Source organism: Schaedlerella arabinosiphila (assembly GCF_003885045.1).
Classification (GTDB): Bacteria; Bacillota; Clostridia; order Lachnospirales; family Lachnospiraceae; genus Schaedlerella; species Schaedlerella arabinosiphila.
Genome location: NZ_RHJS01000002.1, coordinates 3,193,180 through 3,218,999 on the forward strand (window position 1 = coordinate 3,193,180; position 25,820 = coordinate 3,218,999).

18 protein-coding genes are annotated in these 25,820 nt (G+C 46.5%); 3 read left to right on the top strand and 15 right to left on the bottom strand.

What is annotated here, in order from left to right:
* Positions 1 to 11 precede the first annotated feature (11 nt).
* The 7 genes from rfbF to EBB54_RS15405 all read right to left on the bottom strand — a co-directional run bounded on the left by rfbF (position 12) and on the right by EBB54_RS15405 (position 10,558).
* Positions 12 to 791: a glucose-1-phosphate cytidylyltransferase gene (rfbF, locus tag EBB54_RS15375; protein WP_125128086.1), complete on the bottom strand. Its 780-nt coding sequence runs from the start codon at positions 789 to 791 to the stop codon at positions 12 to 14.
* Entirely contained in the window at positions 788 to 2,029 is a 1,242-nt protein-coding gene (locus tag EBB54_RS15380) for a hypothetical protein (protein WP_125128087.1), read from the bottom strand. The genes rfbF and EBB54_RS15380 overlap by 4 nt, the downstream gene beginning before the upstream one ends.
* Positions 2,016 to 3,101 carry a glycosyltransferase gene (locus EBB54_RS15385; protein WP_148099369.1) on the bottom strand — a complete coding sequence of 362 codons (1,086 nt, stop codon included), beginning with the start codon at positions 3,099 to 3,101 and terminating at the stop codon, positions 2,016 to 2,018. The genes EBB54_RS15380 and EBB54_RS15385 overlap by 14 nt, the downstream gene beginning before the upstream one ends.
* Positions 3,102 to 3,227: 126 nt before the next feature.
* Positions 3,228 to 6,230: a sugar transferase gene (locus EBB54_RS31230; RefSeq protein ID WP_162307159.1), complete on the bottom strand. Its 3,003-nt coding sequence runs from the start codon at positions 6,228 to 6,230 to the stop codon at positions 3,228 to 3,230.
* A 144-nt stretch (positions 6,231 to 6,374) separates the two neighbouring features.
* Positions 6,375 to 7,718, bottom strand: coding sequence for a DegT/DnrJ/EryC1/StrS family aminotransferase (locus EBB54_RS15395; RefSeq protein ID WP_125128090.1), 1,344 nt, complete (start codon positions 7,716 to 7,718; stop codon positions 6,375 to 6,377).
* 623 nt (positions 7,719 to 8,341) lie between these two features.
* A complete protein-coding gene (locus EBB54_RS15400; RefSeq protein WP_125128091.1) occupies positions 8,342 to 9,181 on the bottom strand; it encodes a transcription termination/antitermination NusG family protein in 840 nt (279 codons plus the stop codon).
* 234 nt (positions 9,182 to 9,415) lie between these two features.
* Positions 9,416 to 10,558, bottom strand: a complete 1,143-nt coding sequence (locus tag EBB54_RS15405; protein WP_125128092.1) for a tyrosine-type recombinase/integrase — start codon at positions 10,556 to 10,558, stop codon at positions 9,416 to 9,418.
* Between the two features lie 697 nt (positions 10,559 to 11,255).
* On the opposite strand from EBB54_RS15405, the gene EBB54_RS15410 reads away from it, so the two are divergent.
* Together EBB54_RS15410 and EBB54_RS15415 are read left to right on the top strand one after the other, a co-directional pair.
* Positions 11,256 to 11,861, top strand: coding sequence for a type IV toxin-antitoxin system AbiEi family antitoxin domain-containing protein (locus EBB54_RS15410; protein ID WP_125128093.1), 606 nt, complete (start codon positions 11,256 to 11,258; stop codon positions 11,859 to 11,861).
* A complete protein-coding gene (locus EBB54_RS15415; RefSeq protein WP_125128094.1) occupies positions 11,854 to 12,771 on the top strand; it encodes a nucleotidyl transferase AbiEii/AbiGii toxin family protein in 918 nt (305 codons plus the stop codon). The genes EBB54_RS15410 and EBB54_RS15415 overlap by 8 nt, the downstream gene beginning before the upstream one ends.
* Positions 12,772 to 12,865: 94 nt before the next feature.
* On the opposite strand, the gene EBB54_RS15420 is transcribed toward EBB54_RS15415, so the two are convergent.
* The 6 genes from EBB54_RS15420 to EBB54_RS15445 form a co-directional block, all read right to left on the bottom strand.
* A complete protein-coding gene (locus EBB54_RS15420) occupies positions 12,866 to 15,790 on the bottom strand; it encodes an alpha-L-rhamnosidase (protein WP_125128095.1) in 2,925 nt (974 codons plus the stop codon).
* Between the two features lie 86 nt (positions 15,791 to 15,876).
* Positions 15,877 to 17,691, bottom strand: coding sequence for a sensor histidine kinase (locus EBB54_RS15425; RefSeq protein WP_125128096.1), 1,815 nt, complete (start codon positions 17,689 to 17,691; stop codon positions 15,877 to 15,879).
* Positions 17,692 to 17,701: 10 nt separating this feature from the next.
* Positions 17,702 to 18,532 (bottom strand): carbohydrate ABC transporter permease, encoded by an 831-nt coding sequence (locus EBB54_RS15430; RefSeq protein WP_004072739.1) that lies wholly within the window; start codon positions 18,530 to 18,532, stop codon positions 17,702 to 17,704.
* Complete coding sequence (locus tag EBB54_RS15435) at positions 18,529 to 19,404, bottom strand: carbohydrate ABC transporter permease (RefSeq protein ID WP_004072740.1); 876 nt, start codon at positions 19,402 to 19,404, stop codon at positions 18,529 to 18,531. The genes EBB54_RS15430 and EBB54_RS15435 overlap by 4 nt, the downstream gene beginning before the upstream one ends.
* 171 nt (positions 19,405 to 19,575) lie before the next feature.
* A complete protein-coding gene (locus EBB54_RS15440) occupies positions 19,576 to 20,943 on the bottom strand; it encodes an ABC transporter substrate-binding protein (protein WP_004072742.1) in 1,368 nt (455 codons plus the stop codon).
* 211 nt (positions 20,944 to 21,154) lie between these two features.
* On the bottom strand, positions 21,155 to 22,657 hold the full coding sequence (locus EBB54_RS15445; RefSeq protein ID WP_125128097.1) for a response regulator transcription factor: 1,503 nt from the start codon (positions 22,655 to 22,657) through the stop codon (positions 21,155 to 21,157).
* A 324-nt stretch (positions 22,658 to 22,981) separates the two neighbouring features.
* Between EBB54_RS15445 and EBB54_RS30405 the strand changes: the two genes are divergently transcribed.
* The gene (locus EBB54_RS30405) at positions 22,982 to 23,152 is read left to right on the top strand and encodes a hypothetical protein (RefSeq protein WP_162307160.1); all 171 of its coding nucleotides are present in this window, start codon (positions 22,982 to 22,984) and stop codon (positions 23,150 to 23,152) included.
* Positions 23,153 to 23,242: 90 nt separating this feature from the next.
* On the opposite strand, the gene pseG is transcribed toward EBB54_RS30405, so the two are convergent.
* Positions 23,243 to 24,313 carry a UDP-2,4-diacetamido-2,4,6-trideoxy-beta-L-altropyranose hydrolase gene (gene pseG / locus EBB54_RS15450; protein ID WP_125128098.1) on the bottom strand — a complete coding sequence of 357 codons (1,071 nt, stop codon included), beginning with the start codon at positions 24,311 to 24,313 and terminating at the stop codon, positions 23,243 to 23,245.
* Positions 24,314 to 24,523: 210 nt separating this feature from the next.
* Complete coding sequence (locus EBB54_RS15455) at positions 24,524 to 25,819, bottom strand: peptidase U32 family protein (protein ID WP_125128099.1); 1,296 nt, start codon at positions 25,817 to 25,819, stop codon at positions 24,524 to 24,526.
* Between the last annotated feature and the right edge of the window lies 1 nt (position 25,820).

Sequence of the window (25,820 nt, forward strand, 5' to 3'; positions counted from 1 at the left end):
TCAATTAATGTTCAATTCCATATTTTCCATAATGCATTCCCTGATGCCCACTTTTTCTCAAGGCTCTGTTTTTCTCGCAAAGTATCCATACATTGCCAGAATCCTTTATGTACATAACCAATAAGTTGTTTCTCAGATACCAACTTATTAATAGGTGCTTGCTCAAATACAGTTGCATCCCCTTCAATATAGTTAAATATCATAGGCTCGAAAACCATAAATCCTATATTAATCAAGTCTCCGTCAAAATCTGATTTCTCTCTAAATGCTTTTATTATTCCATTATCGTCCGCTTCAATAACCCCTTTATTCTGTGCATAACTGTACATAGAGATCGTACCAATTTTTCCATGCTTCCTATGAAAGTTTAACAGTTTAGATATTTCGATATTTCCTACCGCGTCACCATAAGTCAGCATAAATGTCTCATTACCAATAAATTCTTGTACCCTTTTTATACGTCCCCCGGTCATAGTTTCAAGTCCAGTATCAACAATTGTGACCATCCAAGGCTCAATATGCTTGTTGTGCACAATCATATCATTATTACCTTTTCTAAAATCAAATGTAATATCAGAAGTATGCAGAAAATAATCGGCAAACCACTCCTTTATCATATGCTGCTTATATCCTGCACATACAATAAACTCATTAAAGCCTTGCTGGGCATACCCTTTCATAATATGCCATAATATCGGCATCCCACCTATTTCTATCATAGGCTTAGGTTTTGAAACAGATTCCTCAGAAATACGCGTACCGTATCCACCTGCAAGGATAACCACTTTCATATGGTCGTAATTCCCCTTTCATCATTCTTTCGTACTCTATACCTAAAAATATAGCGTATCTTTTTGGGCCTGTGAATTATAAAACCAAAATCATCCGGTATCATCAGAATCGACAATATGAAAAATAGACGATACCCCTCAAGCGTCAAATGTAAGATACCGGCACAAAGTAAATAGCTGATAATTATAGAATCATTAATTCTTGATGATGCTTTATTAAATATCCTAGACATCATATACCAATAAATAAGTGAAAATACTATTCCATAGTATAAAATCATCAGTATATATGAATTGTGTGGTCCATTATTAGTTGCGAATGGGCTTTGAATAAGTTCACTATATTGAAGCCATGATATTGACGGAAAGCCAGTAAAAACAGGTCTGTACTTTGAAATCACTTGAAGTGCATATACTACTGTCATGAACCTCATTTGGTTTGAATCATCGAAGTACCCCTGATGTGTTGCATTAACCTTAAAAATATTTGTAAGAATTAACGTCCATAGTATGGCAAGTATAGTTACTGATATTGCAAATATAAGTATTAAAACAAAGTAATTATTTAACTGAATCAACTTCAGATATTTTTTTATTTTCTTATGAAAGAAATATATAAGGCAAAAAAATACTATATAAAATGTATACATTCTTGCTGGAAAAACAGCTATGGAAATTAAAGTAAAAACTAAAGTTGTGAAAAAGTGTTTTGTTTTTACACCAAAATTAAAAATAAAAATGAGCATAAATGTAAAATCTACATAATGCATATCAAATGGATACAAATACAAAACTCTTCTCTGTTCCCAATTTCCAAGTGAAACAACAATAAATCGTATTATTTCATACATTCCCCATATCCAAATTGTATAAAATAATAAATTGACAATAACTTTTACAGAAATCGATAATTTATTTACAGTTTTTGCTTCTCTATTCAACTGAATCTGTCGAAAAGCTATAAGCATACATGAAGATACAAGAGGAAGCTTCCATCTTTCATTTCCTGAAAAAGCATTTTCTGTAATGCTTAACATCACGATCAAAGATATTATTAACAATATCTCTAAACGAATTTCTTTATTAGTTCTAAAACCTACAACTAATATCGAAGTTATTGAGAAGATCAAAATTATAATTCCAGTCGAATAGAACATCGGAGTTATTATAAATAAAATCGACAATCCTATAGCAATCCACCAATATTCATTTTGAGACACACATTTATTGTAATTCATTTATCTTAATCTCTTTTTTAGTGTACAATTTTTGATATATTTCAATATTTTTGTCTATGTTGTATCCGCTATTGTCCAACTTATTCATAAGTTTATTTCTATCCATTTTTTTTATCTGATGCATTTTTAACAACCACTCTCTTTTATTTTTTAATTCTACAAAATCAACAAGTCCTGTTATATTGCATTCTTTATCTACATTTGTGCTTACCACACAATGTAAATTAAGAGCCTGAGCTTCAATTAACGTTAGCGGGATTCCCTCATAGTAAGATGGAAGCAAAAAACAAGTCGCATTTGCAATTATTCGTTCTGGATCACTTACAGAACCACAAAACTCAACACTATTCGAAATGCCAAGCTTATTTGCCAAAATTTCTATTTCTCCTCTTGTTGGACCATCACCAATAAGTATCAGTATTGAACTACTTTCCTTTTCGTGAAATTCTCTAAATAACTCTAGTAAATACTTGTGGTTTTTTACCGGCATAAACTTTGCTACACAGGCAAAAACAAATTTTTCATTATACTTCTTCTTATCCTTAACCTCATAAAAGCGTTTTAAATTGATCGCATTTGCTACAACCTTAAACTCATTTCTGAACATCCATATCCCGGCTTTTTTTGAGCAGGAAATCCTATCTATATTCATTCGAGATATTATTTCTCTGTTGACATAATGGATGGGTTTCATTATTGGTAGTCTCGTTCTTGTACTATGACTATGTACAATCACTTTTCTATTCAGTTTTTTTAATATCAATAATGGACTGATATAAAACAATGCATTTGCATGGATTTCTATAATTTTATATTCTTCATGATGTTCTAAAAATTGTTTCGTCTGAATATAATTTAGGATGGCATGAGTAGGAAAATAAGATACATAGAACACTCTGCCTCCTAATTTTTTTATTTCATCCAAATAAAAAGATTTCTGCCCTTTATCTCTAAGCAAAAAATCAAACTGTATACCCAAATCCACTACTGTACGGTAAACATTCATAATATATGTCTCCGCACCACCATCGGACATGCCATTGATTATGTGGAGCACTCTTTTTTCACACATATTTTCCAAATTTGTCCCCTAATGCTTTAGCACTAAATCCTATTTTTTATTAGAATCATCAAAAAGATTTATTAATCTCCGCCTTATATGTTGACAGACATCTCTTTAATCTTTAAATTGATTCTCCTATGCTATAGTCTCATATAGTCTGGTCATCTTTTTATTGACGGCAGATGTATCAAAACGATTAATTCGCCTTTGATTGGCTTCACGCATACCTGACGTATCTGAACATACGATTTGTTCCATTGCTTTAGTAAACTGTTCTGGTTTATCACAGTCTACCAAATATCCGTTCACACCATCAGCTATTAAATCCACATTCCCTCGAATCCTGCTTGCTACTATCGGTAATCCAACAGCCATTGCCTCCATAAGTGCAACAGGAAGTCCTTCTTGTCTTGAAGGAAATACAAACGCGTCTACGACATGGAGCAGTTCTTTTACATCAGATCTATAGCCGACAAATCTAACACAATTATCGACTCCCAACTCCTTCACAAGTCTTTTCAAGCGTTTTTCCTCTTCGCCAAAACCGACAATAAGGTATTTGATGTTATGGTCTTGAAGTAACGCCATAGCTTTTATTACTACCTCATGATTCTTCCGAAGACTTACTTGTCCTGTAGACATGAATACGAAGTCTGAATCTTGATAGCTTAATTCTGCTCTCTTACTGGCTCTATCTACTGCTAAATTCTTTATCTCATCAATATGTACACCAATCCCCGGGACATAGACTGTTTTCTTTGCTCCAAGTGTTTTCCCAATTTTATAGTCCTCTTGATTAATCGTTATCAGCAAATCCGTATATCCAGCGCAGAATTTCTCTATCGGATAGTAAAGCAACCACGCTTTCCGGCTCGCCCCACTAAAAAAATGAAAGCCGTGTGCAGTGTAAATCACCTTAGTTCCGCGTTTCCTTGCCTCCTTAGCTGCCAGTCTTGCTACAACCCCACCAATAGGACTGTGACAATGAATCATATTATAGTTGCCAGTATCTATGAGTGCCTTAACAATTCGGTAGGAATTAATGATATTTGAGATATCTTTCACATCCCGGGGAATTGGCACATGGAATGGGGTTATACCATGATCAGCCAATTCCTGCTTATATTCATCTACACGTTCTTGACTCGTAATTGATCCAAATTCAAAATTTGCAGCTACGTCTACTTTATAGCCAAGCGAAAGCAGAATATTAATATTATCTGTATTGAAAAGGTCAATTATCGATGCAACCGAAGCAATCATTAATATTTTTTTTTCGCTAATATCTTTGTTAATCTCATTAGAATTAGGCAGAATATTGACTCCATTATTTATATTTGATGCTGTATCAATTCTTTCCGTACGTCTTATAGATTCAGCAATATCTGTTATTTGATAATTTAACCCTTCATATCGGCTCAACTTTTGATCATATACAAAATTTCCGAAGGCTTTATCAATCAGACAAGATATCCGCCCCGGAATATGTTGTGCTACAATAACAGCAATGTTAAGAATTTTAATGTTTTTCATTCTATTCCCTGTAACATCTGATATCATCTTCGCCATTTGAGCTGTTTTTATATATTCAAAATTCTGTGGAAAATATATTCCACTTTCACCTGAGAGCGTTAGCAATGATACAAATTCACATAAGTTTTCAATATAAAGCATTGATCGACTGTTAGCCACATCTGGAAAAAAATAAAATTTTTTAGCCAGTTTTGCCAATGTCTGGTAATTGCCCTTAGCTCCGCATCCGTATATCATAGGCGGTCTTAAGATCGCAACATGGAAAATATCTGTTTGTAGTTCCCGAACTCCCACATCTGCTCTCCATTTGCTATCCCCATAAACGTTCATCGGCGCTGGAATTGTATGCTCATCAATAACCTTCTCTTTTCCATACGGAGCAGAATCCCCGTATATAATCATACTACTCATAAGTATAAATTGCTTTACACCACTATCTTTCGCTTTTCGCGCCGTCTCAATAGCAAGATCAGTATTGACAGCATAATACTTCGCTTTTGTTTCTTCAGAAACCTTTCCTAAATCAGTATGTGCTATTCCTGCCACATGAAAAACACAGTCGTAAGGACTGAAATCTGCTTTTCTCCAAGAGCCATCCATCATATCTATGGTATCAACGGCTATATTAGGGTAATGTTCAATTGTGTAACGCCTAAAGCTTTCACCTATATATGAACCAGCCCCAGTAATAAGAACACGAATTTCTCTGTTTTTTTCAATGTCAAAGTGTTTCAAATGACCATAATCTTCAAATCCAGTCTCACCTGCACTTGGAATTGAAATACTTGTAATCTTCTTTGTCTGACATACATTACTGGAAACCTGCAGCGCTCCTGTCCCTCCTTCAACCACTCCATCATGTTTTAACACAGTGCCGACTGTGCCAATGAAGCAACGGATGTCCTGCTCAAACGCTCTTATCCCACCTAACCTGAGAATTTTAACATATTCTCCATCTATTTTGGCCTTTTCAGAAATCAGCAACTCATCGCGTCCCTGTATCTGTGCCAGACCTGTTAATCCTGGATATATAGAATTTGCTCCATATTTTTGCCTCTCTGCCACCAAATCATCTTGGTTCCAGAGAGCCGGTCGTGGACCGATGATGGACATTTTCCCTCTAAAGATATCCCAAATCTGTGGTAATTCATCTAATGAAGTTTTTCTAAGAAATTTGCCAACTTTAGTTATATATTGCTCGGGGTTCTCCAACTGATGTGTAGGAATATCATGTGGAGCACTCCTCTTCATTGTCCGATATTTATGGAGCATAAAAAAATGACCATCTTTTCCTACTCTTTTCTGTGTGAAGAATATTGATCCTGGATCATCAACCCATACAATAATCGCTATCACAGCCATAAGTGGAAATAAAACGACGAGTCCCACAAAAGCCAGAACTTTATCCAATGTTGGCTTAATAAATTTCTCATAAGATGTGGAGACTATCGACTCGTTTTTTAAATATTTATTATTTTCGTCAATACTTTCATTTTCAGCATGCTTCTTCGCCACATTCCTACTAGCTGCATAAAGCCCAAGCATCCCTACATAAAACAATAAAAGATTTCTCGTGTTTTTTTTCAAGTTTTCTTTATCTCCCAAAAAGCTATATATCGGAATAGTTTGCATTAGTTTTCCCAAATAGACTTCTAAATTTTCATCAAAATGTCCCTATTGCCGTCTCATGGCAATATATGTTCCATCTAGGATACTTCTGTATTAAATTAATCCACCAACTTTTCCTTCTCAATCAAAACAAGACCTCACAATCTCAACAACCCGATCCTGTTCCTCCCCCGTCATCTTAATATCCGACGGCAGGCAAAGTCCCCTGTCAAAATTGTCCTTCGCCACATCGCACCTGACCCAGAACCCCTCCTGATCAAACTCCGCATACTCCCTCTTAGACCCATCCAGCGTGATCTGATCATAGTTCCTAAAAACCGGCTGCAAGCTCATCGGTTTATACACCGGACAGCTCTCCACGTTAAACGCCTCCAACGCGTCATAGATCTCCATCGGGGAAGCGGTCCCGTGCTGATTTGTGTAGGTATACTCCCGCTCCGACCTGGTTTCCTGAAACAAAATATTGCTCTCGCAGGTCATGCAAGACATCCAATAGTTCGGTTCTGTCCCTTCGCCTACCGGGTTCATATACATGGTATCCCCGTCCAGCTTCTCCAGATATCTTTCATAAATCATCCGTTTCTTTGCGATATGCTCATCCAGATGCTGAAACTGCCCCAGAATCAGGCCGGCAACGATGTCGCTCATCCGGCACTCTTCCCCCAACTCCTCATACTGTCGCCATGGCGCCGCAGCTCTGGAATGGGATGCCCGGCTTCTTGCTTTTTTCGAACTGTAATCATCATCCGTAAGGAACATTCCGCCTACGGAACCTGTGATGATCTTGTCACTGCCAAAGCTTAGGATGCCGTAATCGCCAAAAGAGCCGGTCTGCTTTCCGTGAACCTTTGCGCCCAGAGACTCTGATGCATCCTCAATGAGGAGCGCTCCGTGATCTCTGCAGATTTCCCTGATCTTCATGATCTGCCCTGGAAATCCGTATGCGTGGTTCATCATCACAAGTTTCACATCGGGATAACGCTGAAACGCGATCTCCAGCACTTCCGGGTCCATTGACCAGTCCTCGTCCGAAACATCCACAAACACAGGTTCCCCGCCCTCGCTGACGATAGAATCCGCCATTGTGGACGATGCAAAATCCGAACAGAACACGCGCTTTCCCTGCAATGCCCCCACTGTTCCAAGACCGCCGGAAATCGGAACTGCCGCGGCACTTCCGTAGAGCCGTTCTGCGGCCAGCTTCACCGCCATGTGCATTGCCGCGGTGCCGGAATTGAATGCCACCGCATGTTTTACGCCGATGTATTCCGCCGCTTCTTTTTCCAACCTGGCTATGTTCCTGCCAGTAAACCCTTCGTCAAATGCCTGGTTTATGAACGTTTTTTCATCGCTGTGCATGGTAGGCGATGCAAGCCTTACCCGCCTTTCAAATGTTCCTTTGTTCTGAAAAATACCTTTGAACCTTGGTTGTTCTCTGATGCACCTTGCTGCAATGTCTGTCATATTCGCTCCTTTTCGCATATATGCAAGCAAGGAACTGTATGGAAATATCTTGTCTATTTCTCCGACTGTTCAGGTCAAAAAGCCTCGATGCAGCCCGCTGCGCCTGCGTTTTTTTGACCTGTACACGCGAAAAAATATCCCGCGCAATCTGCACAAGTTATTTCCTGCAGTTCCTAACAATGAGTATATTCTATAGAATGCAATAAGGGGTTGCCGGAAAATTCCCGCCCCCCCCCTTGCATGATAGGATCTTATTCGTCTGATCTTTTCTGATCTGATGCTTCCCCTTTTGGACATAGCTTCGCCATCCGTGCCATAAGCTTCCCTTTCCTCATTCATACAAAACCTTCTGCTTTTTGGGCAGGCTTCGCCACCCGCAGGTTTGATGAATCCTTTCCGGAATCTCATCCCACGCTCCGATTACGCGCTATGACCAGAATCAGGGGTGGGGTAACGTATACAGCGACTACCCGTCCGTCATCATCTTTTCAAATCAAAGCATTCTAAACTAACGCATGATTTTTCTCCTTTATTCTACTGACTCATGATGAATCCATGGATGTCTGATCACATGATCTCCGCTCCGAAGGAACCTGTATGAAACAGCGCCCGAAAGGGTCCTCTTATCTTTGCTTCTTCGCCCCCATCATCATATTCCGGAGATTTTCCAGATTCACTTCTGTCCCGTCATGCAGGACCATGGGCGCATCGCTGTCATCGGGGAACCAGTACCGTTTCGGCTTGACTTCAAATCCTGCCCTTACGGCACGTCCGTTGATCTTGATGTCCAGATACGCTTTCCGGTCATGGGCGTTTACCCTGGCGATGCGGTTCTGGTATTCCTTCAGCGGCCCTTTCATGACAACATATTTCCCGCCTTCCCGGTATCCGTAGGACATCCGCAGAACGCCTTCCGTGGGAATCCTGAGCGCTGCCGCTGATTCTTCCCCATTGCTGTTTTTGCATATCCCGGCTTTTCGCGTATCCTCTCTGCATGTACCGTCTTTGACCTCTGCATCCCCGCCCGCTTCCTGACCCGTGTCCTCATTTCCGCAGGCCAGAAGAAAATCTAAAAACGCTTTCTCATCTTCTTTCAGATCCATCCGGATATATTGGTATTCGTTTGCCTCATCCGCTTGCTCAGCGGCATCGCCGCCGGAAATCTTTTTTTCACTGATACGCAGCTCCTTGATGAAGGACGATACGTCCCTCCGGTGCTCTCCTATAAAATGGTGGAGTTCCTCCGGTTCCATATCGGAACGGATAAACAGATATCCGGGGAAAAGCGCCCTGATCTCCGTTGCTTTTCTGTCATGCCTCCACAGCTCGATGCAGGGATAAAACACCGTGCCCCTTCCTTCCGGAAGTTTTTTCTTAAGTACCGTTGTGACTTCCCATTGCTTTAATGTCTGCGTGTAGAGGACACAGTAATGGGAGGAATGGTGCTTGTCATTTTGCTTCATTGATCATCGTCCTAAATCATGGATTTTGCTCTTTGTCTGCCGAGGCAGCTTACGTTTTGAATCGCAGATTATAACCATCTGCGAGAAATCCTTCAAAAGCCCGTGAAAACAGGATTCATGAAAAACAGACCGACTTATCAAACCACCTTATCACTTTAAAAATCACCTTATCTCTTCTAGCTATACGACTTTGAAGAGCTGAAACAAAATGCTTTCTGTATGTATTAGGGTTTCTTATTTTCGGGGCATCAATTCTGCAAGCTTGTCCATATTTTTCTGCTTTGTTTCCTTCGTAGGATGCACATAGCGATCCATTGTGAGCCTTACGCTGGAATGCCCCAGGATTTCGCTTAACGATTTTACATCAAAGCCAAGCTCAATACATCTTGTGGCGAAGGTATGGCGAAGCGCATGAAAATTGGCATCCGCAATCCCAACCGCGTCAATGACTGCCTTGAAATGGCTCTCCATAATGCGTGGTTCGATGAACATTTTCTTGTGTCTTGTCAGAAAATATGTGCCGTTCGGCCCCTTCATTTCTGACAGCAGATTGTACAGATTTGGAGGCAGCGGTATCCTTCGCAGGGAGCTGCCGCTCTTCGGCATTGTAGTGATCACCTCTGTCTTGTGGTCCGGATGGTCCGGGGTCTGGATTCTCAGCATGGTAGCGTGAATGTACAGCTCCCCTTCCTCAAGCAGGACATCCTCCCAGTGGAGCGCGCAGAGCTCGCCGAGGCGGATGCCGGTATAGAGGCAGAGCATGATCCCCAGGAGATCATTGTTAAAATCCATATTTTCATGGAGGTAATCTTCAATCATTTTCTGCTCGGTTCTGCTGAATACGCGGATTGGTTTGCCCTGATTTTTTATAAAAATCCCGTTCAGGTTGGCCACCGGGGCCTGCCTGTAGTCGCGGGCATACTCTACGACCGTCTTAAGCACGGATACAACGCTCCTTGCTGTGTTGGCGGACAGTCCTCTGCCGTTTTTGCCGCCTGACGCACAAAGCCGGGACGCAAAGGCATCTACATCATCTCTCGTGATATCCGTGACAAGCCGGTTCCCGTAAATCGGAAGCAGATGGATGTTTAGATTGTTGCGGTACCTGCATATGGTACTTTGCTTGAGTAAGAACTCTTTTTCCTTCATCCATTCGGATGCCACGTTGGAAAATAAAAGCTCCTCCGCGCCGCCTGATTCCTTTTTCACTGCATTTTCATATGCTTTGGCCGCCCTCTGTTTTTTTCTCAGTACGTCGTCGTAGCTGCTGCCGGAAATATATCCATATCTGATTCTGCCGTTCACTCGCTCCTTGATGTATTTCCCTTCCCATTTGCCGTTTTTGCGCTGATAGATATTCTCGCCTTGTCTGGCCATAATGCTCCTCCTTTTGTCATTGTAAATTCATGATTATGATTTCTGTATATTGAAATTGGAAAGCATCCGGATCAGCAAACGAAAGAGCCTGTCGGCGTTGCTGTTCACGCGGTGCCGTGCATTTTCTGCACGGCATCCGGCCAATTCAGTGATGGAGCGGGTATCCAGCCCCCGTCGCCAGACGGTCTCTCAATGGGCTGGATGCCGTTACTGTGAGCACCCGGCCAGGGCGTGAACAGTAACCTGTCGGCAGCGATAGGATGCCGGCAGGGAAAAAATGGGTGTTGACAAATCTACCTGTTAGGTGTATTGTAACAGATGTCGAGATATGCTATAAAGTTTTTTCGCAGATGGTTATAATCTGCGAGAATTGTATCGTGTGATTGTACTCTCTCAAGATTTCAATTCACAATAAAACAGCGTTTTCAAGTTAGACATGAAATCTGATTGACATAAGTATATGACACCGTTATAATGTAGTTTTTTTAATAGCTGTATGAAAGGGTTCTGTTGATTGCAGAGCCCTTTCTCATTTAGGGGGGAGGCGGCGGCTCAGTAACGCTTTGAAAGGCTCATTGAGGATATGAAGCAGGCTCAGGGCATAACAGAAGCCTAAAACTATTGAAATTTGTTTTGCATTTCTATATAATAAAAGCATACAATCAAAGTGTTTTGCATGTAGAAAGTTGGTGTTTATTTGAATAAAAGGGAACTTGCAAAAAAAGTAATTTTAAATAAAGGTGGCATAGCAAAAACATCGGACTTTGTTTTAGACGGAATTAAAAAATATGAAGTAGCCACACTGTGTAAAGAAGGCGTAATAGAAAGAATCCGCCGTGGCTTTTATCAACTTCCTCAAAATGCCATCGTGACAGATGAACGAATATTAAAAGAAATTCTTCCAGGAGGAATCATCTGCGTAGAATCTGCTCTATTTCATTATGGGTATAGCGATTTTTCTCCTCGTAAATGGTCGGTTGCAGTACCACGGACAGCTTCAAGAACAGTAAAACGGGTACAAGAAATACCCTTGAAACCATACTTTATCCAAAAGAATTTTTTGAATCTGGGTAAGACAATAGATAATTTTAATGGCATTTTTCTGGCCGTTTATGACCGTGAGCGGACGCTTTGTGATTGCTTCAAGTATCGCACGAAATTAGACAATGAAATTTTCAATAAAGCGGTCAATGCCTATGCCATTGATAATAATAAGAACCTTGTAAATCTTTCCAGATATGCAAAAGAAATGAAACTTTATACAAAAGTTATGAATGTAATGGAGGTGCTTTTGAATGGCTGATATAGCTGCGTCTGTGCTTGCAAGATTGAAAAACAAAGCCGCTGAAAGCGGCAGAACTTATCAGCTCTGTCTGCAACTTTTCTGCCAGGAAGAGTTCTTACGTCGTTTGGAGAAATCCAAATACGCTGATAATCTCATTCTCAAAGGCGGTCTGTTTATTTATTCTGTTACCAATTTCGACAGCCGTGTCACAGTGGATGTTGATTTCCTTCTTCGGAAAGTACCAAATACGCCCAAAGAATTAAAACCTGTATTGGAAGAAATCATCGGAACATCTACAGGAAATGATTTTATTAGCTTTGAAATCAAAGAAATTGCGCCGATTGCTGTTGCAAAAAAGTATACTGGTATCGGGGTTTCTCTTGTGGCGAGAATTAAAAATACCAGAACACCATTCAGTATTGATTTTGGTGTTGGCGATGTCATTGTACCAAAACAGGAAAAACGAAAAATCCCCACGCAGCTTGATGATTTTCCTTCCCCTACAGTGAACACTTATTCACTTGAAACAACAATTGCAGAAAAGATAGACGCAATACTCAGCCTAATGGAGTTCTCCAGTAGAATGAAAGACTATTATGACATTTACTACCTTGCAAATAGATTTGATTTTGACGGCGCGACACTTACCAAGGCTCTAGAAAAGACCTTTAAAAACCGGGGGCATGCCTTTACTGTTGGACAATTTGAACAGGTAATAGAATTTGGAAGTGACGAAGCAATGCAGAAAAAATGGAAAGCATTCTGCCGAAAAATTGATACAGATACAGAGGAATATGGAATTGTTTTGAGAAAGATAAACAGTTTCCTCGCCAAGCCGTTTATAGCGGCTGTTACCGATAATGACCTAACTGATCGTTGGATTTCCTCGGTAAATGAATGGCGAAAAAAAGGAGTTTCATATGGCTAAAATAATGGAAAATAATAAAATGAGACCCACATACTTGACATTTCCGCAAGAACATAGGTCTACATATTTTTTTACAGTATTCCTTTTATAGCCGCTATTCCACCCCCCGCAGCATCCGATCCAGCTTCTCCCGCTTCTCTTTCGTCACCCCGCGCCCGGTAAACGGCGCCCAAGTCAGCTCCTCCAGAGTACACAGTTCCTTCTCAAACGGAATCCTGTCGAAATAATACTCCTGCTCCAGAATCGCCAGGGTCTTCGGATTTTCATTCAGTTCCTCCCAGGTAGAATCCAGGCTGTAGGTCTTCCGGTACGGTGTGGTTGGCTCATAGCAGAACGCATAGCTCCCCGCCCCTGCAAGAAACACCACATGCTTCCCGTCCTGCCGGATTGCATCCTCTCCGGCTTTTCCGCAGGCCGCACCCCCAGCCTGCTGCCGGATCACCTCCGCCTCAGCATCCGGCAGCACGATCTCAGCCTCGGTATCAAAGGGCACCGTGAACCGGAATTTCAGCATCTTCCCGTCGATCTCCCACGCCGACTCAATGCGTCCCGAAGCGGCACGCAGCCGAACCTCAGATTTTCCGATCCGGTAGTTGGGCATGGGTGCGATCCGGAATTTCTTAAATCCCGGATATTCCTCGCATGGATTGATCCCGGCCATATTCCGGAACATCCATTCCACGATGGAACCGTAGGAATAGTGGTTCAGGGAGTTCATTTCCGTGCCGCTGATCTTGCCGTTTGGCTCCACGGAGTTCCACCGCTCCCAGATCGTAGTTGCGCCCATCAGCACTTCATAGAGCCATCCCGGGTAGCCCTTCTCCTGGAGCAGATGGTAGGCCAGGTCGTTCATCCCGTTCTCGGAGAGCATCCGGCACAGGTAAGGCGTTCCCACAAAGCCCGTATCCAGGTGGTAGAAGTTCTTTTTCAGCCGGTTTAAGAGCCCTCTGCACACCTTTTCATAGGCAAACTCCGGGGTCAGGCCCATGTACAGCGCCACCACATAGGCCGTCGTGGTATCCACCGCCAGTTTTCCGGAGGGTGTGAAATATTCCTTTACAAAGGCGTCGCAGATCTCCTGCGCCAGTGTTTCGTAGCTCTTGGCATCCCCGTCTTTCCCCAGGATCTTTGCCGTCTTTGCCACGATATTTGCCGAGTAATAGTAGTAGGCGGATGCGATCATATCCGGGTCTGTCGCCCCGTAGACCCCGCCGGGATAATTGCCGTCCAGAGCCAGCCAGTCCGCGTAATGGGTTCCGGTCTGCCACAGACGTTTCGCGCCGTCTGAGTCGTCCTCCCGTTTCATATAATCCACCCACGCCTTCATGCTGCCGTACTGGCGGCGCAGGATATTTTTATCGCCGTAATGCAGATACACGTTCCAGGGAATGATGGTGGCGGCGTCTGCCCAGGCCGTGGAGGCGTCCCCGGGGTAATTGGCAACTGGCACCACGTCGGGCACGCTGCCGTCCAGCTTCATCTGTTCCCCGTACAGATCCCGCCCGTACTTGGTATAAAATGCGCAGGTATCCATAAAGTAGCTGGCCGTTCCGGAGAAAATCTGGGCGTCCCCGGTCCATCCATACCGCTCGTCACGCTGCGGGCAGTCCGTAGGCACATCCACAAAATTCCCCTTCATGCCCCATTTGGCGTTCAGAACCAGACGGTTCACCAGCGGGTCGGAGGTGGTGATCTCTCCCAGCTCTTCCATGTCCGAGTGAATCACAAGCCCCCGGAAATCTTCCGGATCTGGTTCTCCCTCCCAGCCTTCCACCTTCACGAACCGGAATCCGTAGAAGGTAAAATGCTGCCGCACCTCCCGCTCCATTCCGTCCGATATATAGGTAAATTCCGCCTTTGCGGTGCGCAGGTTTTCATTGTAAAAATTCCCGTCCTGAAGGATTTCCCCGAACTGAAAATGCAGCCTCGTCCCGGCAGGAGCTTTGCAGTGAAACGCAAGCCAGCCCACCATGTTCTGCCCCAGATCCAGAACCGTTTCCCCGGCAGGCGTATGGATCACCTCCACCGGTTTCAGCCGCTCGTGGATCATAATAGCCGGGGAAAGCCTTGGGGAAAGGCGGTCATACCCCAGGTCGATGAGCTCGGTGCCGAAGGTTTCGCTCACATCCAATGACGCGTCGTAGACCTCCCCCGAATAAATGCCGCTTTCTACAATCCGGCTTTTTCTTGACTTCCAGCTCTCATCGGTGCCGAATACTTCCTTGGTGCCATCCGCATACCAGACATGGATCTCCGCCAGGGCCGCCAAACGGCTGCCGTAATTTTCGGACTTCACGCGCATCCCGTAGATGCCCTTGTACCAGCCGTCGCCCAGCACCAGCTCCACCCGGTTCTTTCCGGTTTCCAACTGAAGCTCCCAGGTCTGGTACTGCATCCAGCTGTCATAATCGCAGAATCCCGGAAGAAGGCACTCCTCCCCCTGCTTCTCCCCGTTTACATAAAATTCATAAAGCCCCAGTCCGGTCACATAGGCTCTGGCCCGGACTGCCGGCTTTGGAATCTGGATCTCCTGCCAGACCGCCGCCTGAACCTGCTTTTCCAGCTTGGGGGTGATCCACTTCGCCTGCCAGGTGCCGGCCTGCACGTCCTGACCGCAGTCCGCCGATTCCTGCCCTGCGCTTCCCTGCGCTGACAGACAGGAATCCGTCTCTCCCGGTCTGCAGACACCGCCCTGCCAGGTCACCGTTTTTGCCGTCTCAAACCACTGCGCTTCACTCCACGCACTATCCCCCGTCTCATCCTTCACCCAGACCTTCCAGTAATATCTGGTCATGGGTTTCATTGTAACAGGCAGTTCGAATCCGGTGCTGACAATATCGCCCCTCTCCCCGCTGTCATAGAGGATTTCCGAAAAATCCTCCTTCAGCGAGACCAGTACCCGCGCGGATGTCTGGCGCTTTCCGGCGGCCTCTGTCACCACATAGGAAATGGTGGGATTTGCCAGGTCATAACCCAGCGGATTTACCAAATGGTTGATTTTTAAATATTCGATGTTCATAGTCAATTCCTTCCTCTAAATTTGTAACCAATTTGCGCAGCAAATTGATTGCCCGCCATCTGCGAAGCAGATTTTAAATACGGGCACTATTCTCCTGTCCGGCGGGGACTGCCGGACGTCCTGCGCCCCACGGTCACCGCGAAGCCTCCGCCCTCCGGCACGTTTTCCATTTCAAAAATGCCTTCCTCAAAATACAGCAGCAGGCATCTGGCGTAGGTGTTCACGATTCCCATGCCGCCGATCTCCATCTCCGCCGGCTTGGCCCTCTCCAGGATATCCTTCTGCGCTTCCTTTAACCGCTCCTGCAGTTCCAGAAGCTTTTTTTCGGGTACACCGCAGCCATTGTCCTGCACCCGGATGGTCCAGCCGTCCTTTTGCACCCTTCCGGTCACGGAAATGCGCCTGCCCCGTTCCATGTTCTGAAAGCCGTGCTTCACGCTGTTTTCCACAAGCTGCTGGAGGGTCATCTTTGGAATCACCTGCTGCCGGATCTTTTGATCCACGTCAATGTGCACCTCCAGGGAGTTTTCATGGCGTGCCTTGAGCAGGTAAAAATAGCTGTCCAGGTATTCCAGCTCTTTCTCCACGGAAGCGTAACGCTCCTTGTTGTTGGTGGAATAGCGCAGCATCGTTCCCAGGGAGCCGCACATCTCGCAGATGGCCTCGTCGTTGTCCAGGATCGCGCGGGACGAAATCGTGTTGAGCACGTTGTAGATAAAATGCGGGTTCACCTGGGCCTGCAGCGTGTCGAACTGGGCCTGAAGCTGCAGCTTCGCCGCCTGCTTCTCGTTCTGCAGCGCCTCGTCCAGCCGCGCCATCATGGCCTGGTAGGCGCGGATCAGCTCCTGAAATTCGTCCAGCGCGCCCGCCTCCAGATGGCGGTTGTCCTGCAGATTCTCGATATTCGTATTTTCCACTGTTTCCTGGAGCCGCTTGATCGGCCGGGTCAGGACGCCTGCCCAGAAAATGACCATGATCAGGCTGACGCTGAATGTGGCCAGCGTTGACGCGAAGGAGATGGAAAAAAGCTGGCCCCTCTCTTTTTCAAGCAGAACGTTTGTCTTATACGCCAGCACCGTCAGGTCAAACTCCGCGGAACACGCCTTTGTGTAAATCGTGCCGTTTTGGGTCATCACCCTGCTCTCCGCCAGATTTTGAAGCCGTTCTCTCTCCTCCCCGGAAAGCTCCTTTTCACGCTCCTTGTCACTGGCGTAAAGGATCTCGCCGCCGTTGACAATGAGCAGAAAATCAATATCCGGATCCGAGGTTTCCAGGGAATCCAGGCTGTCCATCCGGTTCGCCACCTCCAGAAATCCCATTCCCTTCCCCCGCAGCGCTTTCATCAGGGAATACACCGGGTCGCTGTCATTGGCGCTCCAGTAATCCGGGTGGGAGGAAACGATCACGGAATCTCCTTCCGCCGCGATGACCGGTTCCAGATAGGGAATCTCCTCCACGTCAAATTCCGAGATCAGGCGCTGCTTCGGCAGAATGCCCGCGCCTGTCGTATAGGTGGCGCTGCTGGCCAGAAAAGACGCCTGGTTGAAAAACACGGTCCGGTAGGAATTTTTCATAATGTATTCCGTGGTCAGCCCGGTGCTCAGGTTCGATTTTGCATCCAGCACGTACCGGTTGGGGATTTCCTCGTACTGGTCCTCCGCCAGCCAGGTGATGCTGTCCAGCATGACGGTATCCGACAGGATGTATTTCATGATCGCGTCCATCCGGTTCAGCCGTTCGTCCATCTGGGCCACATAGGACTTGGCGGTGACCCGGAGATTATTTTTCTGGCTGGTCATCTCATATTGAAGACTGATCCTGGCCACCGCAATGCCCAGGATCAGACTGACTAAGAGTGCAACAGTGGTGTATGCAAGCACCATCTTACTGCGAAATTTCATAATTGTTACCTTAACCTTTAACCGAGCCGGCCACCATTCCGTCTACGATCTTTTTGTTGAAGATCACGAACAGCACCAGCATCGGGAGCGTGATCACAATGATATCGGCAAACAGCAGGTTGAAGCTGCTGGCAAGCTGCCCCTGATAGCTGTACAGGGTCAGTTGGACCGTTGTATTCTCGGAACCCGGCAGGAAATACAGCGGATTCGTGAAGTCGTTAAAGGTCTGCACGCCGACCAGGATGATGAGCGTCGCCTGGATGGGCTTGAGCAGCGGGAAGATCACCTTCCAGAAAATCTGCCATTTGCTGCAGCCGTCGATCCGGGCCGCTTCCTCCAGCTCTCTCGGGATCGAAGCCATGTACCCCCGGTACAGCATGATGGCAAAGGGGGTCTGCAGGGCGATCTCGATCATGACCATGGAAAACATGGTTTTGTAAATGTGCATGCTCTGCAGAAGGTTGATCGTGGGCAGAATCGCCGCCGGGATCATCAATCCCAGCATAATCATCGACTGGATGCCGGTCATCAGCTTATCCCGCCGCCTCTGGATCACATAGGCCGCCATGGCCGCGGTCACCAGAAGCCCCAGCACGGTGAAAAATGTCAGGATGCCGCTGTTTTTAAAGGCAGTCACAAGCTGATAGTTTCCGTGCTTAAACACTTCGATGTAATTTTCAAAATGCAGCTCGCTGGGCCAGCTGATGGACAGCTTGTTGGCCTCTGCCTTGGATTTCAGGGACTGCACCAGCATAAAATAGAACGGGACCAGAAAGATGACGATGGTCACCAGCACGCCCAGGATATCTCCCAGAACGAGCAGTCTTTTTTTCTTTTTCATCCCTGGATCGCCTCCTCTCTCTTATTCAGGAAATGCTGCAGCGGGAATGCGATCACGGAAATCAGGATCAGCATGACCACGTTGCCTGCCGTGGAAAGCCCGTAGAAGCCGGCCGCGTACTGTTTGTAAATCACGGATGCCAGGACGTCCGTGGAAAAACCGGGGCCGCCGCCCGTCATCGCCCAGATCAGGTCGAAGGAGCGCAAGCCTCCGATCAGGGACAGGATGATGATGGAATTTTGGGAGGGCGCCACCAGCGGAAGGGTGATGTGCTTTAACTGCTGCCATCCCGTCGCCCCGTCGATGGAGGCCGCTTCATAGTAGGTCTTGTCAATGGACTGGATGCCTGCGATGTAAATGACTACGGATATGGAAAGTCCTTTCCACACGTCAGTCAGGATGATGCTCAAAAGCGCGGTCTTCGGATCTCCCAGAAAATCAATGGGCGTTCCGCCCAGCGCCTGGATCGGCATATTTAAGAGCCCCTTGGTGGGATGCATCATATAGGAAAAGGCAAGTCCAACCGCCATCATGGATACCAGGTTCGGAAAAAATACCGCCGAACGGATAAAGCCCTTTGTCTTAATCTTGCTGGTCAGGAAAATGGCGATAAAAAACGCGAGAATGACTTTTAACGCGCTGGTTCCGAACGCATAGATCAGGGTATGTACGACTGAGGAGCTCATAGAATGTTCGGAAAAGAAAAGCTTATAGTTGTCAAGTCCGCAGAATTTCGCAGTCTCAAAGTTCCATACGGTCAAACTGTAGTACAAAGAAGATATGATCGGCCACAGGAAAAAGATCACGAAAATGATCAGGGACGGAAGGACAAACCAGACGGGGTACATACTCCGTTCTTTTTTTGTCTTCATAGTCAAAACCTCCTAGCATAATCATGCCGCGCCTCCTTACCCGGAGAGAAACGGCATATCCTTTTAACAAATGGCCGCCCGGCACATCTAGGCGGCCACACTTTCATCTCTCAAAATATTGGATTTTTCTTGTTCCCATCCGCGGCCGGCCGGGCCGTGAATGCGCTGTCTTTATTTCCAATCGTAACCAAGCTGTACCGCGGACTTCTTGCAGTCGTCGTCATACATGGCGGCCGCTTCCTCCCCGGACATCTGTCCAAGGCCCACTGCCGTGGTCATCTGTTCGCAGGTGGTTCCTTTGATCGGAGACTGGTATTCCAATGCCGGAACGGTCTTTCCGTCGTCAAAGTACTTCTGCATGTCTACACGTACCGCGCTGCATACGGATTCCGGAAGCTCGTAGCCCTTGATGCAGGACGGTCCGTTTGCCCCGTAGGTTCCGAAGTACAGATCCAGCGCTTCTTCGGAATAGTAGAACTCGAAAAATGCCTTGATCGCGTCTACATTTTCGGTGTCTTTGTTCACATACCAGCTCATGGGCTCCCAAACAGTCAGTCCATGGTTGTCCGCATCATCCCCGGGAACGCCGAATACGCCGATATCATCCGGATTTTCCGCATTTTCCAGGATCAGCGGAAGCTGCTGGGTGAGAATAAACCAGTGGGTCGCTTCGCCTGTCGCAATGGCAAAGTTTCCGTCTGTCACGGTTGCCGCGGATTTGTCCGCGTTCAGGTAGTCCACCAGATCCTCGTACTTGGTCCAGCTTCTGGTCGCCTCTGCAACATCCGCGTATTTTGCTTTTCCTTCTGTGTAATCATCCGCGAAGGTTGGATTTGCCGCCGCAATATTGTAGTAGTCGCCCAGGAAAAGAACCTGTGTCGCCCAGGTCTCGCCGCCGGTGAAGTATACCGGAGTCTTGCCTGCGTCTGAGAGGGCCTTGCAGTTGTCTACAAATTCATCCCATGTGTGGGGAACCTCCAGTTTCAGTTCTTCATAGTCGGGCTTGTAGTAAATCACCGCGCCGGCCTGTGTGGAGGACTGGGGTGCGCCGTATACCGCGCCGTCGATGGTCACGGAGCTTAAGAACGCGTCGTCAAATTTGTCCACGATGTCCCAGTCGGAAATGTCCATGAATCCTCGGGAGGGGTTCAGGTCATACAGCTTGGAACCGGAGTTGTAAGCCATAAAATCCGGAAGGTCGCCGGATGCCATCCTGGTTTTGATGATGTTGTCGCCCTCGGAACCGCCGGGGTTGACTTCCACTTCAAATTCCATACCCAGCTTTTCGGTGGCCGCTTCCATAACCGCCTGTGTGCCCGGGTTGTTCTCTGCGTTTCCTGCCCACCATTTCAGGGTGATTCCCGCGTAGGGCTTGTCCCCGTCTCCGCTGCCGCCTTCGTCGGAGCCTGTATCCTCCGCCGCGGTGCTTCCCCCGTCAGAGTCAGAGCCGCCGTTATCGGAGCCGCCGCTGCACCCGGTCAGCGCCAGGCCCAGTGTCATGGTACCTGCAAGAATCAGTGACAATACTTTCTTCTTCATAAATTGAATCCTCCTTGTTCTTTTTGTTTGGTATCTGTCTGGTACAGATCCCTTGCTTCAACATGGGTTTATTGTACCTGCTGAAAATCAAAAAGTACATGGAGGATTCAAAACAATGCTGTTGAAAATCTGAAACAGTTGTGATGCGCCCTGTGGCCTGGCACTCACTGCTATGGCCGGGAAATCGCCCGGACCGGCTTTTTCGCTGTATCTATTTTATGTAATCCGCGGGGCTCTGCCCGGTATAGGAATGAAAAATCCTGCTGAAATAGAACTGGTCGCGGTATCCCACCATCTCCGCTATGTCCTTGACAAACAGCGCCCGGTTCTCGTCCATGAGCTGCTTGGCCCGCTCTATGCGGATTCCGGTCAGATACTGGTTGTAGGACTGCCTGGTGTATTTTCGGAACAATTTGCTCATGTATGCCTGGGAAATGGCAAACAGGTTGGAGATGGCCTGCAGGGAAAGCGGTTCCGAGATGTGTTCGCTTAAGTATATTTTGATCTTTTCAAAAAATTCCGGAGAATCCACTTTATAGTTTTCTTTTTCCTTTTCCGTGAGATGTCTGAAAGGCGTATACAGATTCTGCCAAAGCATTTCCATGCTGGTGGAATAGTAGAAGGCATCCTCAAACTGGTACTCGCTCTCGATTAAGGACTCTTCCTCCCTGGTCTGCGTGCGGATAAAGCTGAGAATCCGGCGCATCGCCTGTTCCAGCCAGATCTGCGGCCGCTTCTCCTCCTCCCATCCTGCAAATGCTTTTGCGATGCATTTTTGAATCTGGTCGTATCTGCCCGTCTTGGCATACTGCTCCAACTCCTGCAGGATTCCCGTAAGCTCCGTGATATCCGGAGACGGGATCCTTTCCATCAAAAGCCGCTTGTTGTCCAGGTCCGCCACCTGGGAGAGGCCCACCGTGCTGAGGGTGTTCAGCCAGTAATACAGATCCCGTATCTTTTCGGAGATCTCCGGCCCGGAAAAGGGCTCCCCATAATATAGTAGGGTTGTGTAAGACCCTTCCGTCTTCTGCCGCCGCTCCACCCGGGTCATATAGTCGATCAGGGGCTGCTGCCCCAGCACCTCCCGGGGGATCAGAAACAATTCTTCCATGTTGTCCCGGCCGTAGACCATGTAGGCTTCATCCATGGTGCCGTAGAGCTCCGGCTCCTTGGCCGGGGAATACCTGCGGGGCAGGCCGTTTTCCCGCAGAAGCGCGGCGTAAAACTCTTTATATGGAAAGAACGCCTGGATCTCCTCCAGTGCGATGGTCTCCCCCATGCAGATTTTCCGGAAAATCCCGACCCTTCTGTCGTAGTAGAATTTCCGCAGCTTTTCTTCTACATTTTTCATGGTGCGGAGCATCTGGGACGGAACGATGGGCTTGGTCAGGTAATCCAGCACCCCGCCCCGAAAGGCGTCCCTGGCATACTCAAAATCCTGATACCCGCTGATGATGCAGAAGCACAGGTTGGGCTGTCTCCCGCTTGCCTCCCGAACCAGCTCCAGTCCGTTTAACACCGGCATCTCCACGTCCGTCAGCACCAGATCCGGGGAAGTCCTCCCGATCAGCTCCAGCGCCTCGCTGCCGTTCCCGGCCGTGCCCACTACCTCAAATTCGGGGCACTGATTTTCTATGATGCAGCAGATGGCTTTGACGGCCACCGCTTCGTCGTCTACTACGACGACTTTGTATCTGTTTCCGTTTGGTCCCATGTGTGGATTCCCCCTGACGTGATGGAACAGCGCCCTTATCGCCGTTTCCATTTTCCTTTAAATATACCCTACTCTTTTGTTTTATGCAATTGCTTTTTCCAGAATACTGTTCGCGGTGCCCTGCACCTGTTACTGTTTACACGGTGTCGTGCACTTGCTGCACGGCGTCCGGCCAATAAAGTAACATTTGCCATAATATCCAGCCCCTCGCCGAAGGCGACTTAAAATGGGCTGGATACTGTTACTGGAGCACCCAAAGGGTGTGAACAGTAACCTGCACCTTGCCGCAAAGCATCCGGCCGGTAAAACAGCGGCATAAATATTTTGAAGAAATCTGTGCAAATGCCCGTGAAAGATTTCTTGAAGATGAGGGCTGCCGGGATCGCTTTGAAGAAGAAAGATACTTTTCCAGTTAAGGTAATTATTGCGCAGATTTCAGAGATTGTAAAGATGTTAGATTATTCATCGCTTTCTAAAAATACTCCTTTTCAGTGAGAATTGTCATATCTTAATTCTTACCAAAAAGGAGCCATTTTCTACCAAAAAACTCAATCTAATTTACACACTTTACTTTCTGAAAAAAGTTTATAAGTGACTAAGCACCTCCATTATTCTTTCCCCGCCCATTCCATCAACGATAGAACGCTGCAATACTGCTATTCTGTTTCGTTCTTCATATTCACAGCTCAATCCCACAGCACTCCAGATTAATTCTTCTGCCAGATTTTCACACCCTTTTACCCTCACATCCCCAATATTTTTCAGAATACCCTGACGCTCAAACCCTTCTGCTCCTTGAATCTGATTGTCAGCTAAAATATATGTTATGGCCGGGGTCTGTGTTGCACACAGCTCATACAGGGTACTTCCTGCCGCACTAACAGCTACGTCGCATTTCTGCATCAAGGCACTCATGGATGTCACATTATGATAAAGAGTTATGTTTGGAACTTTTGACGCAAGAAGTTTTATTTTCTCCAAATCTCCATTCATTGGACCAATAATAAAATCAAACTGATATGTCCTGAATATTTCACCACCGTTTATCACAGCCTGTACCAAGGCTAAACCCAAATGCATACTATCTGCACCGCCTGTAGAGACAAGAATGTTAGCAGCATCCCTCCTTACAATACGCTCCGGCAGATTTTGAAATTCCTTTCTCAAAGGGGCATAGCCTGTTCCCAAAAGTAAATGTGGAACTTTCCTGTTTTTATTTCTACTGTATAATTCTTTATACTCCCGCTCTTTGTCCGAACCATAAATATTATAATTAATCAATACATCACATGAGTATGGAAAAGATAGTATATCATCTAAATAAACCAGCTTAACGCCAGCAATTGAGCACGTACTATACAATGAAGAAAGGTAAAAATCAGTCACGTAATACGAATCCACAAAAAAAACTGAAGGCTTATATTTCTCGACTAGCTTTTTTGTAGATTCTAAATCACTATTCAATTCTTTATAATCCGTATTTAAAATAAGATTTTTATGGCCATGCGTATGAATTATATTTTCAAACACATTGTCACATGTCAAAAACCAGCATTCATCTTCTTGAGCATCTGTGCTGTCTGCAATTGATAAGCATCTCATAATATGCCCTGATCCGATATTCATGTTGCCGTCACAACGGAAAAATACTATCACATTTTCTCCTTCCCACTTTTTCTATAGATACTAACATCCTCTGCATAAAATCGTATATTGTTTCATCCCAGTCTAGTCCTTTTCCCTCATAAAATCCTCCATATTTTTCCTTCTATCGTATGCTTCCACAAGCCTGCCTATCCTTCTACAGTTCTGCCTGCTCCCTGAATTTCCCGCCTCCCTGCTTCCGGCGCTTTTCACAACATCTCCTTAAACTGATCCGTCACGAATCCCCTGTGAAAAATGAATTCCCACCTTACCATCCCCTTCCGCTGCCGACCGCTGCTCCGCCCGTCTCAAAATATCATACTTCTCCGCTTCTGTTCCCAGCTCCACATACAGCACCTGCTTCGCATGGGGCGCGCTCTCCTGCTCCTCGCCGTCCTCGTTGACAATCCGCCCCACCCGGACCTCCACATTCCTGCCGTCCGGCTTCATGATCTCAATCTGTTCCCCCACCGAGAATTTATTCCGCTGCTCGATCCGGTACAGCCCGTCCCGTTCATCCCCGACGATCCCCAGATAGGTATAGTCCTTCACATACGTGTTCTCATGATAAATCTGCGTATTTTCATCCGGCCTTCCGAAGAAAAACCCAGTCGTAAACTGCCGGTAAGTGCAGTTGGAAATCTGCTCCTGATACCAGGGCAGATTTTTGCGGTAGGTCTCCGGGCTCTCCCGGTAGTCATCCAATGCCTTCCGATAGGTTCTGGCCACCGTGGCCACATACAGCGCCGTCTTCATACGCCCCTCAATTTTCAGGCTGTCCATCCCGGCCTCCACCAGCTCCGGGATATGCTCGATCATACACAGGTCCTTGGAGTTAAAAATATAAGTCCCCCGGTCATTTTCGTAGACCGGCATATACTCTCCCGGCCGTGTCTCCTCCACCACCGCGTACTTCCAGCGGCAGGGATGGGTGCAGGCTCCCTGGTTCGCGTCCCGCCCGGTAAAATAATTGCTCAGCAGGCACCTTCCGGAATAGGAAATGCACATGGAACCGTGAACAAACACCTCAATCTCCAGTTCTTTCGGAATCTTCCGGCGCAGCTCTGCCAGCTCTTCCATAGAAAGCTCCCGCGCAGCCACCACACGACTGGCCCCCTGGCGGTGCCAGAACCGGTACGTTCCGTAGTTGGTATTGTTGGCCTGGGTGCTGATGTGCCGTTCGATCTCCGGGCAGACTTCCACCGCGATATCATAGACTCCCGGGTCCGCAATGATCAGGGCATCCGGCCGGATCTCCTTCAATTCCTGAAAATATTCCCGCACCCCGTCCAGATCCCGGTTGTGGGCCAGAATATTGGCCGTCACATACACCCGAACCCCGCGGGCATGTGCAAACGCAATTCCTTCCTTCATATCCTCCGCCGAGAAATTTTTTGCTTTCGCGCGCAACCCAAAAGTTTCTCCTCCGATATAAACCGCGTCTGCGCCGAACATCACCGCTGTCTTCAACACCTCCAGGTTGGCCGCCGGGATCAATAATTCCGGATAATCTCTCATG

What these genes read in the sequence shown, in the direction of transcription:
- EBB54_RS15425 (WP_125128096.1), bottom strand. Translation starts at nt 17,691, where the DNA reads ATGAAATTTCGCAGTAAGATGGTGCTTGCATACACCACTGTTGCACTC.
- EBB54_RS15440 (WP_004072742.1), bottom strand. Translation starts at nt 20,943, where the DNA reads ATGAAGAAGAAAGTATTGTCACTGATTCTTGCAGGTACCATGACACTG.
- rfbF (WP_125128086.1), bottom strand. Translation starts at nt 791, where the DNA reads ATGAAAGTGGTTATCCTTGCAGGTGGATACGGTACGCGTATTTCTGAG.
- EBB54_RS15445 (WP_125128097.1), bottom strand. Translation starts at nt 22,657, where the DNA reads ATGGGACCAAACGGAAACAGATACAAAGTCGTCGTAGTAGACGACGAA.
- EBB54_RS15380 (WP_125128087.1), bottom strand. Translation starts at nt 2,029, where the DNA reads ATGAATTACAATAAATGTGTGTCTCAAAATGAATATTGGTGGATTGCT.
- EBB54_RS15420 (WP_125128095.1), bottom strand. Translation starts at nt 15,790, where the DNA reads ATGAACATCGAATATTTAAAAATCAACCATTTGGTAAATCCGCTGGGT.
- EBB54_RS15415 (WP_125128094.1), top strand. Translation starts at nt 11,854, where the DNA reads ATGGCTGATATAGCTGCGTCTGTGCTTGCAAGATTGAAAAACAAAGCC.
- EBB54_RS15430 (WP_004072739.1), bottom strand. Translation starts at nt 18,532, where the DNA reads ATGAAAAAGAAAAAAAGACTGCTCGTTCTGGGAGATATCCTGGGCGTG.
- EBB54_RS15385 (WP_148099369.1), bottom strand. Translation starts at nt 3,101, where the DNA reads ATGTGTGAAAAAAGAGTGCTCCACATAATCAATGGCATGTCCGATGGT.
- EBB54_RS15400 (WP_125128091.1), bottom strand. Translation starts at nt 9,181, where the DNA reads ATGAAGCAAAATGACAAGCACCATTCCTCCCATTACTGTGTCCTCTAC.
- EBB54_RS15455 (WP_125128099.1), bottom strand. Translation starts at nt 25,819, where the DNA reads ATGAGAGATTATCCGGAATTATTGATCCCGGCGGCCAACCTGGAGGTG.
- EBB54_RS15405 (WP_125128092.1), bottom strand. Translation starts at nt 10,558, where the DNA reads ATGGCCAGACAAGGCGAGAATATCTATCAGCGCAAAAACGGCAAATGG.
- EBB54_RS15435 (WP_004072740.1), bottom strand. Translation starts at nt 19,404, where the DNA reads ATGAAGACAAAAAAAGAACGGAGTATGTACCCCGTCTGGTTTGTCCTT.
- EBB54_RS15395 (WP_125128090.1), bottom strand. Translation starts at nt 7,718, where the DNA reads ATGACAGACATTGCAGCAAGGTGCATCAGAGAACAACCAAGGTTCAAA.